Source organism: Mycolicibacterium aromaticivorans JS19b1 = JCM 16368 (assembly GCF_000559085.1).
Lineage (GTDB): Bacteria > Actinomycetota > Actinomycetes > Mycobacteriales > Mycobacteriaceae > Mycobacterium > Mycobacterium aromaticivorans.
The window spans coordinates 1179734-1193931 of record NZ_JALN02000001.1 but is presented as its reverse complement, the minus strand read 5'-3'; the positions used below and the strand labels follow the sequence as shown (position 1 = coordinate 1193931).

General features: G+C 66.3%; 12 protein-coding genes. 7 read left to right on the top strand and 5 right to left on the bottom strand.

All coding sequences use genetic code 11. The annotated features are described in order from the left end of the window. Genes Y900_RS05775 through Y900_RS05755 form a run of 5 tightly spaced genes read right to left on the bottom strand, consistent with a single transcriptional unit; the run spans position 1 to position 4950 of the window. A complete protein-coding gene (locus Y900_RS05775; protein WP_036340016.1) occupies positions 1-1041 on the bottom strand; it encodes an MlaD family protein in 1041 nt (346 codons plus the stop codon). Next, the gene (locus Y900_RS05770; protein ID WP_036340012.1) at positions 1041-2051 is read right to left on the bottom strand and encodes an MlaD family protein; all 1011 of its coding nucleotides are present in this window, start codon (positions 2049-2051) and stop codon (positions 1041-1043) included. The genes Y900_RS05775 and Y900_RS05770 overlap by 1 nt, the downstream gene beginning before the upstream one ends. After that, positions 2048-3100, bottom strand: a complete 1053-nt coding sequence (locus tag Y900_RS05765) for an MlaD family protein (RefSeq protein ID WP_051659911.1) — start codon at positions 3098-3100, stop codon at positions 2048-2050. The genes Y900_RS05770 and Y900_RS05765 overlap by 4 nt, the downstream gene beginning before the upstream one ends. Positions 3101-3103: 3 nt before the next feature. After that, positions 3104-3964 carry an MlaE family ABC transporter permease gene (locus Y900_RS05760; protein WP_036345956.1) on the bottom strand — a complete coding sequence of 287 codons (861 nt, stop codon included), beginning with the start codon at positions 3962-3964 and terminating at the stop codon, positions 3104-3106. Positions 3965-3972: 8 nt separating this feature from the next. Next, entirely contained in the window at positions 3973-4950 is a 978-nt protein-coding gene (locus Y900_RS05755; RefSeq protein WP_051659910.1) for an MlaE family ABC transporter permease, read from the bottom strand. Positions 4951-5606: 656 nt separating this feature from the next. Here Y900_RS05755 and Y900_RS05750 point away from each other — a divergent pair. The 7 genes from Y900_RS05750 to Y900_RS05720 are packed head-to-tail and all read left to right on the top strand — an operon-like array spanning position 5607 to position 14179. After that, positions 5607-7301: a thiamine pyrophosphate-binding protein gene (locus tag Y900_RS05750; protein ID WP_051659909.1), complete on the top strand. Its 1695-nt coding sequence runs from the start codon at positions 5607-5609 to the stop codon at positions 7299-7301. Continuing rightward, complete coding sequence (locus Y900_RS05745) at positions 7298-7981, top strand: DUF8713 domain-containing protein (RefSeq protein WP_036340009.1); 684 nt, start codon at positions 7298-7300, stop codon at positions 7979-7981. The genes Y900_RS05750 and Y900_RS05745 overlap by 4 nt, the downstream gene beginning before the upstream one ends. Further along, entirely contained in the window at positions 7978-9003 is a 1026-nt protein-coding gene (locus Y900_RS05740; RefSeq protein ID WP_420329741.1) for a 3-oxoacyl-ACP synthase III family protein, read from the top strand. Before Y900_RS05745 ends, Y900_RS05740 begins: the two co-directional genes overlap by 4 nt. Continuing rightward, positions 9000-9269 (top strand): acyl carrier protein, encoded by a 270-nt coding sequence (locus tag Y900_RS05735; RefSeq protein WP_036340004.1) that lies wholly within the window; start codon positions 9000-9002, stop codon positions 9267-9269. The genes Y900_RS05740 and Y900_RS05735 overlap by 4 nt, the downstream gene beginning before the upstream one ends. After that, positions 9266-10876, top strand: a complete 1611-nt coding sequence (locus Y900_RS05730; protein WP_237752512.1) for an AMP-binding protein — start codon at positions 9266-9268, stop codon at positions 10874-10876. Before Y900_RS05735 ends, Y900_RS05730 begins: the two co-directional genes overlap by 4 nt. Beyond that, on the top strand, positions 10870-13080 hold the full coding sequence (locus tag Y900_RS05725) for an MMPL family transporter (protein WP_036340000.1): 2211 nt from the start codon (positions 10870-10872) through the stop codon (positions 13078-13080). The genes Y900_RS05730 and Y900_RS05725 overlap by 7 nt, the downstream gene beginning before the upstream one ends. Beyond that, positions 13073-14179 (top strand): methyltransferase, encoded by a 1107-nt coding sequence (locus Y900_RS05720; protein ID WP_036339998.1) that lies wholly within the window; start codon positions 13073-13075, stop codon positions 14177-14179. Before Y900_RS05725 ends, Y900_RS05720 begins: the two co-directional genes overlap by 8 nt. Positions 14180-14198 lie beyond the last annotated feature (19 nt).

Here is a 14198-nt window from a genome sequence, read left to right as displayed (position 1 = left end):
TCAACAGGTCTTCATGATGTTGGGTAGGCAGAGGTCCTGACCGGGGACCAGCCGGTTGTGCTGGTCGAAGGTGACACCGTTGCCGCTGAGCATCGGTCCGATGATGTTGAGTGTCTGGCCGAGGCCGTCCAGGGCCATGCCCCAGCGTTCCGGGTGGGCCGCCAGCGTGTCACTGATGTCTTCGATTCCTTCGGCGATGGGCATGACGTCTTTGCCGTACCACATCGTGAGTCGATCGAGAACGCGGGTCAATTCCTTGATCAGAGAGAAGAATTCGACGATGTCGACCGCCTTGGAGGTGTACATCTTGCCGAGGATGTCGAACTGCTCGAACAGGGTGATGAGCTGGGCGCGTCCGGCCGTCATGGCCCGCAGCCCGTCGTTGACAAAGTCGAGGCCGCGATGAAAGTCGGTGGTGGATCTGCTCATCGATTCGGTCAACCGGTCGGCGGACTGCAGCAGATTACGCACCGCGTCGGGGTACCGGTTGGCCGCGTTGGCGACTTCGGCGAAGGTGTCGTGGATGACCTGGCCGTCGACTTCTTTCACCACCGGGGTGGCGGCCTGGATGATGTCGTTGACCTCGAACGGCAGGGTGACGCGTTGCGGCGGAATTCCATTGCGGCCCAGTGGAGCTGTCCCCTTGGGATCCAGCGCGACGTAGTGGCCGCCGAGCGGGGTCAGAAGCTTGATGTCGAGGGTGGAGTCCGAGCCGACCTTGACCGAGTTCTCGACGTCGAACTTCATCTCGACCAAGGCGCCGTCGAGTCGGACGCTGGTGACCTTGCCGACCGCGATGCCGGCCACCCGCACCTGGTCGCCGGCGCGCAGCCCCGCGGAGTTCGGCATGTGCGCGGTGAAGCCCGCCTCATCGGCGGGGTTCAGGTAGGCCATGGCGGTGCCGGCGAGCGCGGCGATGATGACGACGACGCCGATGATCCCGTTTCGGCGATTGCGGTTGGCGGTGGCGCGCTCGTCGCGCGCGCCTTGGCGCCCACCGATCGTGGCGCGCAAGGTGGTGAGGTGCTTGTCGAGCTGCATTACTTGCACACCACCAGGTTCTGCTGTGCGAACGAGACCTCGCCGATCCCTGGGAGCGTGACCTCGCCGCGCGAGCAGGAGAACGTCGGGGTCGCCGGCTGTTCGTCGACCAGCCAGTCCCGCATGCCCTGGATCAACGACGGCGCCAGTGAGAGGCCGGCGATGATGGTCGGGGTCTGCGGCCACATCCGGCTGCTCAGGTCGTAGAGCGGGCCGGTCGTGCCGTCGAAGGTGTGCTCGAAGTATTGCATGACGTGGGTGGTGTTCCGCAGGACCGGCAGCCCGCTTTCCAGCGACTGACGGAATTCCTCTGCCTTGGAGCCGAATTGAGCGAGCACCACATTGAGCTGGGAGATCAGCTGGAACAGCTGTCCGGACTTGCCACCCAGATCCTGGGAGATCGCGCTGAGATTGCGGATCATCGTGGTGATGACGAGCTGGCGGTCCACCGCCAGGGAGGAGATTTCGTCGAGGTCGTGGAGGAATGGGCCGATGCCCGACTCGTCGCCCTGAATGAGCCGCAGCAGGTTCTCGCCCAGCAGGTTGAACTGGGCTGGGTCGAGGGTCTGGAAGATCGGCTGAAATCCGTTGAACAGCTTGGCCACGTCGAACGACGGGATGGTCTGCCCGATGGGAAGGGTGCCCCCGTCCGGCAGCCGGTTGCCGGGCTTGGCCGGCTGGACGAGTTCCACATAGCGCTGCCCGATCAGGGTTTGATACCGCACCGCGGCCACGGTGTTGGTGTAGACCGGATGATCGGCCTGGGCGGTGAAATCGACCTTGGCCACTCGCCCGTCGAGCCGGATGGTTTGCACCTTGCCGACCTGAACCCCGGATATGCGGACGTCGTCACCGACATAGAGGCCCGACACATCGGAGAACGTGGCGGTGTACCCGGACAGCGCTCCGGTGACCGGACTGCGAAGGGCCGTCAGCACAATCAGGGTGCACACCACCGCGACCGCCGTGAACACCGTCAGCCAGAACACCGACTTGGTAACGCTTCTCACCGGCCACCGCCTGACGGGGGCGCTGGGGCGGGAGCCTCGGCCGGCAAGGCGGCGGCCAGCCCGGGCATGGTGTCCAGGGTCAGTTCGAGATTCAGCCGGACCTTGCCGTTGATGATCGGAAACGCCGTGCTGGTGCGGTCCAGCAGACCGGAGATGCGGTCGTAGGCCGGCGACATGCTTCCGTACATGTACGCGTAGGGCACAAAGACGCTCATGATGCCGCCGAAGAGCGGGACGAGCCACGAGATGTGCTTGGCAAAGATCCCGTCCGTGGTGAAGAGCAGCTTCGCCAGCTGGTCCATGATCAGGTTCATCCGATCCACGCCGTCAGGGTGCGCCAGGAATTCCATCCCGTTGAGCAGGTCATAGGCCAGGCTGACCAGCGGGACGGCGTCACTGACCCCGTTGACCACCGAGGCGAGCACCGAAAGGGATTGTGAGAAAGGCACTTTCTGCGAGTCGGTGACCATCTTGATCAGGTCGAAGTAGGACCGGGTGACCGGCTCGGTGAGGTCGGCGTGCTTGCGCACGATCGCGATGATGTGGTCGATGTCGGGCGAGTCCATGATCCTGCCGAACTTCTGACCCTGGCGCAGCAGCCCGGTGATGGACGCCGAGCGCACACTGGTATCGACCGTCAGCGTCTGGCCAGAACCCAGCCGCGGGCCGGTGCCACTGCTGACCAACTCGACGGCGGCCAGACCAAAGGTGTTGGACGAGGTGAAGTTCGCGGTGGTGTCGGCCGCCAAGGCTGCTGCTTGGCGCGGCTCGAGTTCGAGGGTGATCTTCTGCTTGTTGAAGCCGGCCGACTGCAGCGTCTTCACCGACCCGATGGTCAGGCCGCGGAATTTCACTTCCGCACCCGGGGTCAGGCCTTCGCCGAGTTTGTCGGCCATCACCGTCAGTTTGAATGTGTCGGCGTAGCCGCCGGTTCCGAGGTGATGGAGGACAGTGCCTGCGACGAGCAAGACGATCGCGGCGATGAGGCCGCGGATGCGCAGCGCGCGCGAGGTGGGCCTGCGCCCGCCCTGGTCGGCAGATGCGAACATGCCCTATCCCGAGATCCGAATCCCGGGACTGTTGCCCCAGAACAGCAGCGTCAGAACCATATCCGCGGCGACCACCGTGACGATGCTGGCACGGATGGCCCGTCCGGACGCGCGGCCGACACCTTCGGGACCGCCGACGGCGTAGTAGCCCTGGTAGCCGTGGATGGCGATGATCAGCGTCACGAAGATCACGGCTTTGAGCACCGAGAACACCACGTCGGAGGGTTGGATGAAGGAGTCGAAATAGTGGTAGTAGGTGCCTGACGACTGGCCGTGCATCACGTTGACCACCAGCGCGCAGGACACATAGCTCAGCGCCAGCGTCACCACGTACAGCGGGATGATGGTCAGCATGCCGGCGATCACCCGGGTGGTGACGACGAACGGGATCGACCGTATACCAAGCGCTTCCAGGGCGTCGATCTCCTCGGAGATCCGCATTGCGCCGATCTCGGCGGTCATCCGGCAGCCGGCCTGCGCGGCGAAGCCGATCCCGGCGATCATCGGTGCCATCTCCCGGGTGTTGGCGTACGCGGACACGAATCCGGTCAGCGGGCCCATCCCGACCATGTCGAGGGCGCTGTAGCCCTCGATCCCCACCGACCCGCCGACCGCGGTACCCATGAAGATCAGCACACCGATGGTGCCGCCGCCGACGATCAGTGATCCGTTGCCCCACATCACGTCGACCAGCAGCACCCCGGTCTGATGCCGGTAGTGCCGGAGCGTGTGCGGGATCGCGCCGAGCACTTGGGCTAGGAAGCTGACCTGGTGCCCGAGTCGCTGGATCAGCGAGTCGCCTTGGTCGGCGATCCACAACGGCGCCCGTAGGGCATTGGGAATGTGCCGCGACGGCGCTGACACCCGAGCCATCAGCCCATCCTCAGGGGCATCGACATCGAGACACCCTGGGTGATGATCAGGTTGAGGACGAACACCGCCACCACACCGATGACCACTGACGCGTTGACGGCGTCGGCCACGCCGCGCGCACCGCCGGTGGCTTCCAGACCGCGCTGGCAGGCCACCAGGATCACGACCACACCGAACAACCAGGTCTTCAACATCGCCACGATGACGTCGTTGACACTGGCGAACGAGGCGAAGGACGCGATGTAGCTGCCGGGTGTGCCGGACTGGAAACCGACGTTGATCGCGTAGCCGGCCGCCAGCCCCATGAAGATGATGAAGGCGCACAGCACCGGCGCGACGAACACGATCGCGGCGAGGCGAGGCGTGACCAGTCGCTGGACCGGGTCGACGCCCATCACCCGCAACGCGTCGACCTCTTCACGGATGGTGCGGGCGCCGAGATCGGTGGCCACTGCCGAACCGGCCGCCCCGCCGAGCAGCAGGGCCGCCACCATCGGTGCGCCCTGCCGGATCACGCCAAGACCGCCGGCGGCCCCCGACACCGAGGAGGCCCCGACCTGCTGGATGAAGTTGCCGACCTGAACGGCCACGATCACGCCGAACGGTATGGACACCAACAGCGCCGGGATCGCCGTGACGCTGATGATGAACCAGGCTTGGTTGAGGGTGTCTCGCCAGGGGTGGCGTAACCGGACCAGGTCGGTGACGAGGAAGCCGAGGGCTTGCCCGCCGAGGCCGAAGAACCGGCCCAATGTCTGCAGTGACGAATCGGTTCGGGACAGGAAGCGCCGGAAGGGCCGGCTCAATATGTCGGCGACCTGGCGGCCCAACGGTGCTTCCGCTGGGGCCGGGGGATCGACGGGCGGCTCGGAGGTGGCGGCTGCCACGAACGCGTCGATATCGACGCACGGAAGTTCGCTGGCTTCTGTCTCGGTCGCTGCTTGGGCCGCAGTCGCGTCATCGACACCTGCGGTCAACGGCAGGCACCTCCTTAATCGCTGGTACGACCAGTTCCCCCAGCAAAGTCCGAGCTTGGTTGTTGCGCGTTTACCAGCGGTACGAGTACGTGCGTTGTACCAGCGACGGCGGGCGCGTGTTCGCAGAAAGAAGATCAGTGTGACGTACGCCACATTTGAGCGTCAAGCCCTGTGCCTATCGCCGCACAACGACTGCAGGGGTCACTTTCCTGCGGAAGGGTCAATAACGTGCGCGGATGCGCCGTTGGCCCGTCGTCTTCGACAAGTCCGCAGCACGGACCAGGGTTTGACCCGATTGGTGCCTGGCGCGCCTCGCCCCACGGGCGACCCGAACACCCGGGAAATGCACAGGAATTTGCCAGCGGGTCAAATTGCTGTGCGGCTACCTGCGCGGAGCCGTGGCGACCGCGCCGCTGACCGCCCACCCCGGACCGGTCGATGTGTAGCGGTACCGCGCACCGCCGTGTTCACATTTCGCGCGAGCGTCGCCGACGGGCAGCGCGGGCAAATGCTCCTATGGGTGTCTGTGAGATCCCCAAACCTCGGCGCAGACGAGCGCACCTGCACTATGGTTCGTCCGAGTTGGACACATTAGGTGGGGGTCATGGCGAGCGCAGTTTCTGGACACGTGCCGGGGGCGATCGCGCTCGAACGACATGCCGGTCGGCCCTGAACGCAACGGCGCGGGGGATGGGCGCACGCGAGTAGTCGACTACATCGCCGAGCGCCTCGTTCGCCGCGGCGTTCGCCATGTGTTCGGCGTGGACGGTGCCAACATCGAGGATTTCTACGATGCCGCCCACTCCTGTTCGGACCTCACCGCGGTGGTGGCCAAACACGAGTTCTCCGCGGCGGCGATGGCCGATGCCTACAGCCGGGCCGGCGCAGGTATCGGCGTCGTGTGTGCCACCTCCGGCGGCGGTGCCCTCAACACGATCCCGGGACTGGGGGAGTCGTTCGCCAGCCGGGTGCCGGTCCTGGCTTTGATCGGCCAGCCGCCGACCTCCTCGGACGGGCTCGGCTCATTCCAGGACACCAGCGGCGTCAACGGGGCCCTGCACGGCGAGGCGTTGTTCGCGGCAGTATCGGTGTTCTGCGAACGGGTTGTGACGGCCGACGACATCGTGACCGCGCTGCCCCGGGCGGTGTCGGCAGCGACCAGCCTCGGCGGGCCGGCGGTCCTGCTGTTGCCCAAGGACATTCAGCAGGCCGTGGTAGAGCCCGCACAGGATGATCCTGACGCGCCAGCGGCGGTCGGGGAGCTCACGGAACTGATGCAACTGCTGCGCAGCACCGAGGGGCCGGTGACGATCATCGCCGGTGACCAGGTCGCCCGCGACGACGCCCGGGCCGAACTGGAGACGCTTCGTGCGGTCTTGCGGGCGAACGTGGCCACTGTGCCCGACGCGAAGGACGCCGCGGCCGAGTCGTTGGGCGTCGCCGGGGTGATGGGTCATCCGACAGTGGTTGCGGCACTGGGCGACAGCGCACTGTGCCTGCTCATCGGCACCCGGCTTCCGCTAATGGCCCGCGGCGGTCTGGAGACGGTATTGGGTTCCCTCCAGGTCGCGTCGATCGGTGCCGAGGTTCCCTACCTGCCATGTACGCACGTCGAAAGCCACGACCTCCGTGGCTCACTGACCCAGCTGGCGACGGCGCTGGCCGGCACCGAGAGTCGGGTGCCGCCGCCGCGCCGGGTCCGCGGTGAGCTGACGCCACCAGAGCGTGCCGGCGCGGGAGTTCGCTACCGCGACGCGATGCGCGCGGTGGATGGGCTGCTGCCACAGGATGCCGATATCGTCGTGGACGCGGGCAATATCGGTGCGGCGGCTATTCACTGGCTTCCGGCCCGACGCGACGGCCGCTTCCTGGTCGCCCTCGGCATGGGCGGCATGGGCTACAGCTTCGGCGCCGGCATCGGCATGGCTTTCGCCCGGAATCGCCGCACCGTCGTCATCGCCGGCGATGGCTCGTTCTTCATGCACGGCATGGAGATTCACACCGCGCTGAACTACCGGCTCCCGGTGACGTTCCTGTTGTTCGACAACCACGCGCACGCCATGTGTGTCACCCGCGAACAGCTGTTCTACGGCAACCGATACAGCTACAACCGGTTCGGCCCCAGCCGGCTGGGCGCGGGCCTGTCGGCCATGTTCCCCGCCCTGCCATCGATGGATGTCACCGATATCGGCGAGCTCGCGGTGGCCGTCGCAGCAGCGCTCGACACCGACGGCCCGTCCGTGGTGTCGGTGGAATGCTCGGCGGACGAAATCCCGCCCTTCACAGCCTTTTTGGGTGAAACAACACAGCTGGGTCGGTCGCCCCAGCCAGATTCGAGGGAACGCCGATGACACTGCCCGCGCTCGAGGATATCGCCGCACACCACAATCATCAGATCGGGGGCGGCACCGACCCGATCCCGGGGCTGATGCGCATCGAGACCTCGCCCCGGGAGAAAGCCACCCCGGTGCTGATGGAGATGATCCACGCGGTGTATCCGCATGACGAGGTCTTCGGCGAGTTCTGCACCGTCAACGACTACATCGACTGCCCGCCCGACGCACTCTTCGACTATCTGGCGGACACCCGGTCCCTGGAGGAATGGACCTACAGTCTGCGGGGATTCACCCGCACCGAGGAGGACGGCCTCTGGCTGGCCTACGACCGGCTGGGTACCGAAACCGAGATCTACACCCGCACGGTGGCCAACCGGGATGCCCGCACCGTGGACTACCACTGCGCCTGGGATCAGGGCAAGCACCTGTGGATGATCTACCTGATGCGGGTGGTCGATGCGCAGGTGGTGTTCAACAAGCCGGGTTCGGTGGTGTTGTGGACGAACTGTCACCACCCGTTCTACGACGAGAACCCGTACCCGGACGCCGCCCCGCCGCAGCGGCCGGTCTGGGTGGGGGACTTCTGGGACATGTTCGGCGCCGGGCACCTTCTGGAGTTGAAGAATCTCAAGGCGATCGCCGAATACCGCCACCGTAACGGCTTGCCTATCACCCCGGATTGGATGCGCGAATGATGAGCCAGCCCACCGTCAGCCTGATCGATGTCGCCACCTATCTGCCCGAAAACCGGGTTTCCGCAGAGTGGTACACCCAATTAAGCGGTGACGACGACATGCGGGACAACCCCATGTTCCGGCCGCCGAACTTCCGTCACCATGCCGCCGACGACGAGTCCAACGTCGACATGATCCAGCGTGCCGTCGGTGCACTGATCGACCGGCACGGGCCAGCGGTGCTCGACGACGTCGATGTGCTGCTGACCCATTCGCAGCTGCCGGATCTGCCGATCCTCGGCGCCGGCGGCGAAGTCGCCAAGCGGCTGGGCATCAATCCCGAGTGGATCATCGACGTCCACAACGGTGGCTGCGCGGCGTTTGTGTTGATGCTCAAGCTCGCGCGCCAGCTGCTGGCGAGCGGTGCCGGGCGGACCGCGCTGATCGCGGTCGCGCAGAACGCCGCAGGCAAGATCTTCGAGCAGGAGCAGGTGCGTAAGCTCGCCCAGGCGTCGGTGCCCGGCGACGGCGCGGCGGTCGGGTTGGTCACCGTGTCGGACAGTTCACCGGTCCTCGACATCGAATGCCGCTACTACGGCGAGAACGCGACCGACATGACGTTGGCCGCCGATCCCGCGCGGCGCTGGTGGGAGGCCGGGCCCGGTCAGGGCTACGTCGGGTTCAACGAAGGCAAGATCATCAAGGTTCTTGCCCGCGGCAACCGGCAGGTACCCCAGGTGGTGCGCGCGGTGTGCGACCGGATCGGGGTCAAGCCGGTCGATCTCGACCTGCTGGTCACCAATCAACCGAACCGGCTGCTGTTGCGGAACTGGAATGAGGCACTGGGGATTTCGCCTGATCGGCATCGCGACACATTCCAGGAGTGCGGCAACCTGTTCGCCGTCGCCATCCCGGTGAACCTGGAGGCGGCAGTCCTCGACGGCCAGATCGGTGCCGGCGACATCGTGATGATGGCCGGGTTCGCGCACGCCGGGGACTTCGCAGGCGCCGCCGCCATCCAATGGGGCGGAAGCCGCACATGACTGCAGCCGACGGCCAACCGACGTCGATGAACACCGTAGTCGACGACATCATCGGCATGATCCAGGCCGAAACCGAGTGCGCCACAGCCCTTACCGCTGACTCGGGACTCCAGGACGCGGGCATGGACTCGGCCCGGGTGTTGTCGCTGGTGTTCCGAATCGAAGCCCGCTACGACATCGAGCTGGACGCTGAGGACAGTGACGACTTGCGCACCGTCGGCGACTTGGCCCGGCTGGTGCAGCGTCGCATCCAGGAACGGTCGTGAACAGCACCCCGGCGGTCCGGCCCAAGTTCGAGACTCTCACCGAGATGCTCGACGCGGCAGCACTGCGCGACAAGAATTTGATCTTTGTCGACCGTAACGAGGTCGACACCGACGTGCCGATGGCCGATATCGCCCGGCGGGCGCGTTCGGTGGCGGCGGGCCTGCACGACAACGGCGTTGAGCCCGGTCAGCGGGTTGCACTGGTACTGCCGACCGGCCCGGAATTCGTCGCCTGCTTCTTTGGTGCCCTCTACGCGGGCGCCATCCCGGTACCGCTGTACCCGCCGGTGCGGCTGGGCAAGCTCGACGAGTACCGCGATCGCACCGCCGCGATGCTGCAGGCGGTCGACGCGGTCCTGGTGCTCACCGAGGATCGCATTCGTCCGCTGCTCGAAGCGGTGGGGGCGAAGTGCCGAACGGCAGCCGAACTCGACGGGGTGAGCCGCCGTGACATCGATGCGTCCGCCGACGACATTGCACTGATCCAGTTCTCCTCCGGCACCACCCATGACCCGAAACCCGTCGCACTGAGCCACCGCAACCTGTTGGCCAACCTCGCCGCGATCGCGGACTACTTCGCGGCGGCGGGCATGCCCGAACAGGTCGGTGTCACCTGGCTGCCGCTCTATCACGACATGGGACTGATCGGGAACCTGCTGAGCGCGTTCTATCTTCCGCGGCCCTTGGTACTGCTGCCGCCCGAGCTGTTCCTGGCCGTCCCCGCGGCATGGTTGCGCGCGATCTCACGGCACCGCGGAACGGTCACCGCTGCACCGAACTTCGCGTTCGGGCTGTGCCTCAAGCGGATCCGCGACGACGAACTCGACGGTGTCGACCTGAGCTCGTGGCGACTGTGTCTGAACGGCGCCGAGTTGACCAGCGCCGACGTGCAGCGCCGATTCAGTGAGCGGTTCGAGCGGTGGGGGTTCGACGCGCGGGCGTTCACACCGGTCTACGGACTGGCCGAGGCGTCGCTGGCGGTCACGTTCACGCCGGCGGGCACCATGTTCGGCGTGCACCGGCTCGGCGACCGGGAACTGGTGAGCACCGGACGTCCCCTGGCCGGCGTCGAGGTGGAGATCCGCGACGACGACTCCCGGCGACTGCCCGACGGCGAGGTTGGGCACATCTTCGTTCGTGGACCCAGCGTGATGACCGGATACTTCGGCCGTGCCGACCTCACCGCGCAGGTGCTGTCGGACGGCTGGCTGGACTGCGGCGACGTCGGATTAGTCCACGACGGTGAGCTTTTCGTGTGCGGCCGCACCAAGGAGACCGTGATCATCCGCGGCGCCAACCATGCACCGCAGGATTTCGAGGCCGCCCTTGATGGGCTGGCCGGCGTCCGCGCCGGATGTGCGGTCGCGGTGGGGTACGTACCGCCCGACACGCAGGACGAGGCCCTGGCGATGCTCGTCGAGACCACCGCGGACGCACCCGAGGATCTGGCGAGCGATGTGGCGGCCCGGGTGCTGGAGCACACCGGCATCGCCGTCGGACACGTCGAGCTGCTGGCGCCGGGCACCCTGCCACGGACGTCGAGCGGGAAGATGCGACGCATCGAAGCGCGCACCCAATGGCTGGCGGGGACCCTGTCGCCGTGTTAGCCGGGATCGCGCGGCTTGCGATGCGTGCTCCCCGACGGATGATCGCGCTCGCGCTGCTCGTCGTCGCCGGTGCGGCGGCATTCGGCATTCCGGTGGCGGGCCGGCTCTCCGCGGGCGGTCTCACCGATCCCGGTGCCCAATCGTCACAGGTGAAAGCTCTGTTGGCCAGCACTTTCGGCCAGGGTGACATGCCGCTGCTGATCACGGTCAGTTCACCCGATGGGGTCGATTCAGCGGCTGCGCGCACAGTGGGCACCGACATCGTGCGGACACTGACTCAGTCGCCGACGGTTGCGACGGTCACCTCGCCCTGGACCGCGCCGCCGTCGGCAGCGACCTCGCTGATCAGCAAGGACGGCACGATCGGCGTCATCGTGGCCGGCATCACCGGCGGTGACAACAGCGCGCCGAAGAATGCCGGGGCACTGATCAGCACGGTGGTGCACAACCGTGACGACGTGACCGTGCGGGCCGGCGGCGAATCGACCATGATGCTGGAGATCAACCAGCAGAGCGAAAAAGACCTGAAAGTCATGGAAGGCGTTGCGATTCCGCTGAGTTTCCTGGTGCTGGTGTGGGTGTTCGGCGGTCTGGTCGCGGCGTCGCTGCCCCTGGCGGTGGGCGCCGTAGCGATCTTCGGCGCGATGGCCGTGCTGCATGCGATCACCTTCGTCACGGACGTATCGATCTTCGCCCTCAATCTCGCTGCCGCCCTTGGGCTGGCGCTGGCGATCGACTACACGCTGCTGCTGCTGAGCCGGTTCCGCGACGAACTGGCAGGCGGTGCCAGCCGTGACCGCGCCCTGATCCGCACCATGACGTCCGCCGGTCGGACGGTGTTGTTCTCCGCGATGACCGTCGCGCTGTCGATGTCGGCGATGGTGCTGTTCCCGATCTACACCCTGAAGTCCTTCGGCTACGCGGGTGTGGCCGTCGTTGTATTCGCTTCTCTCGCAGCGATTTTCGTGGCTCCTTCGGCCATCGTATTGCTCGGTGATCGCCTCGACTCGCTGGACCTGCGCAAGTGGCTGCGACGCCCCGTCGCGGCTGTCCGGCCGGTGGAGGACGGCCCCTGGTATCGGCTGGCGATGTTCTCCATGCGCAAGGCGGTGCCAATCGGTCTGGCCATCGTGGCGCTGCTGACCTTGCTCGGCGCGCCGTTCCTCGGCGTCCGATGGGGAGTGCCCGACGACCGTGTCCTTCCGACGTCGAGTTCGGCGCAGCTGGTCGGCGACCAGTTGCGCACACAGTTCGCCGCGGACCTGGCCAAGAATCTGACCGTCGTCATACCGGATCTCGGAGGCGTCACCCCCGCACAGCTCGACGGTTATGCCGCTGAGCTGTCCCGGGTATCAGGCGTGTCCTCTGTCTCCTCGCCCGGCGTGACGTTCGTCGGCGGCGCATCCGTGGGTCCGCCGACGGCGGCGACCGCGATCAGGAACAACAGCGCGTTCCTCACCGTCACCAGCACTACACCCCTGTACTCCCAGGCATCCGAGACGCTGCTCGATCAGCTGCACGCGGTTCCCACCCCGGCCGGTCACCGGGTGTTGATCGGCGGGACCCCCCAGGTCAACCGTGATACCGCCAGCGCCATCGCCTCGCGGTTGGGCGTGGTTCTGGCGATCATCGCCGTAATCACGTTCGTGCTCCTGTTTTTGATGACCGGCAGTGTCGTGGTACCGCTGAAGGCGTTGATTCTCAACGTCTTGTCGTTGACCGCCGCGTTCGGTGCGCTGGTGTGGATATTCCAGGACGGCAACCTCGATGCTTTGGGTACGACGTCGACGGGCACCCTGGCGATCAGCATCCCGGTATTGTTGTTCTGCATCGCCTTCGGCCTCTCGATGGACTACGAGGTGTTCCTGGTGTCGCGCATCCGCGAGTTCTGGCTGGCGAGCGCCAAGACCGCCGCCGACAACGACAGGAGCGTCGCGCTGGGACTCGCCCACACCGCGCGGGTGATCACGGCCGCGGCTCTGATCATGGCCATTACGTTCGCGGCGCTCTCGGGGGCTCAGGTGTCCTTCCTGCGCATGCTTGGCGTCGGCCTGACGCTGGCGATCCTCGCCGACGCCACGCTGGTGCGTGTCCTGCTCGTACCCGCCTTCATGCACGTGATGGGCCGGTTCAACTGGTGGGCGCCAAAGCCTCTGGCGCGCTTACACGATCGGTTCGGGATCAGGGAGGCCTCGCATGCCTAGGAACGTCATGGTGCCGCCGGCCGGACTGGCGCGCGCCGTCGAGTGGCTGCGCCATCACCTGCTGTTGCTCCATCAGCGGATGCTGCCCGCACCGATGGCGATGATGGAGTTGGTGGTGTCGGGCTGGCCTGCGCAGGCGATCACCACGGCTGCGCAACTGGGCGTCGCCGACGCGCTGGCGGACGGACCGCTGCCGATCGACGAGCTTGCCGCGCGGGTGCGCGCGGACCCCGATGCGCTGCGGCGGCTGATGCGGGCACTGATCGGGCGGGGCATCTTCCGGCGCCGCCGCGATGGCCGGTACGCACTGAATTCCCTTGCCGACACCCTTCGCTCGGACGCGGCGATCTCGCTGAGAGGTGCGGCGATGTTCCAAGGCTCGCAAGAGCAGCGTGAACGCTGGACACTGCTGACCGACTCGGTGCGAACCGGCGAGTCGATCGTCCCCGCCCTGAGAGGTATGGAAGGTTTCGACTACCTCATCGAAATACCCGAGCATGCCAAGCTTTTCGATCAGACCATGACCAGCCTCGCCCAGATGACGCTGGCTGTCGTGGTGGCCAGCTACGATTTCGCCGCACACCGCACGATCGTCGACGTCGGCGGGGGACAGGGTGCGATGCTGGCCGCCATCCTGGTGAGGGCGCAGCGGTCGCGAGGCGTTCTCTACGATGTGCCCCGGGTCGTCGCGGGTGCGCCGGAGTTGTTGCGCGCCAACGGTGTCGCCGACCGGGTACAGATCGTCGAGGGCTCGTTCTTCGACCATGTGCCTGGCGGCGGCGATGCGTATCTGCTGAAGAACATCATTCACGACTGGGCCGACGACAAGGCGTTGCACATCCTGCGCAATGTCCGTTCAGCGGCCGTCCCGGGGACCACTGTGCTGCTGGTCGAGATGGTCGTCCGCGACAACGGGCGTGACGGGCCGGAAAACTGGGTGGATCTGGAGATGCTGCTGAACCTGGGATCCCGCGAACGTACCGCCGAGGAGTACCGAACGTTGTTGGCGCACGCAGGGTTCCGGATGACGCGGGTGGTTCCGACTGCCTCACCGCTGTGCGTGGTGGAGGCCGTCGTCGACGACGCGCTTTCCGGCTAGTCGAGGAGACTCAGGTGGA

What these genes read in the sequence shown, in the direction of transcription:
- Y900_RS05775 (WP_036340016.1), bottom strand. Translation starts at nt 1,041, where the DNA reads ATGCAGCTCGACAAGCACCTCACCACCTTGCGCGCCACGATCGGTGGG.
- Y900_RS05765 (WP_051659911.1), bottom strand. Translation starts at nt 3,100, where the DNA reads ATGTTCGCATCTGCCGACCAGGGCGGGCGCAGGCCCACCTCGCGCGCG.
- Y900_RS05750 (WP_051659909.1), top strand. Translation starts at nt 5,607, where the DNA reads ATGCCGGTCGGCCCTGAACGCAACGGCGCGGGGGATGGGCGCACGCGA.
- Y900_RS05745 (WP_036340009.1), top strand. Translation starts at nt 7,298, where the DNA reads ATGACACTGCCCGCGCTCGAGGATATCGCCGCACACCACAATCATCAG.
- Y900_RS05740 (WP_420329741.1), top strand. Translation starts at nt 7,978, where the DNA reads ATGATGAGCCAGCCCACCGTCAGCCTGATCGATGTCGCCACCTATCTG.
- Y900_RS05735 (WP_036340004.1), top strand. Translation starts at nt 9,000, where the DNA reads ATGACTGCAGCCGACGGCCAACCGACGTCGATGAACACCGTAGTCGAC.
- Y900_RS05720 (WP_036339998.1), top strand. Translation starts at nt 13,073, where the DNA reads ATGCCTAGGAACGTCATGGTGCCGCCGGCCGGACTGGCGCGCGCCGTC.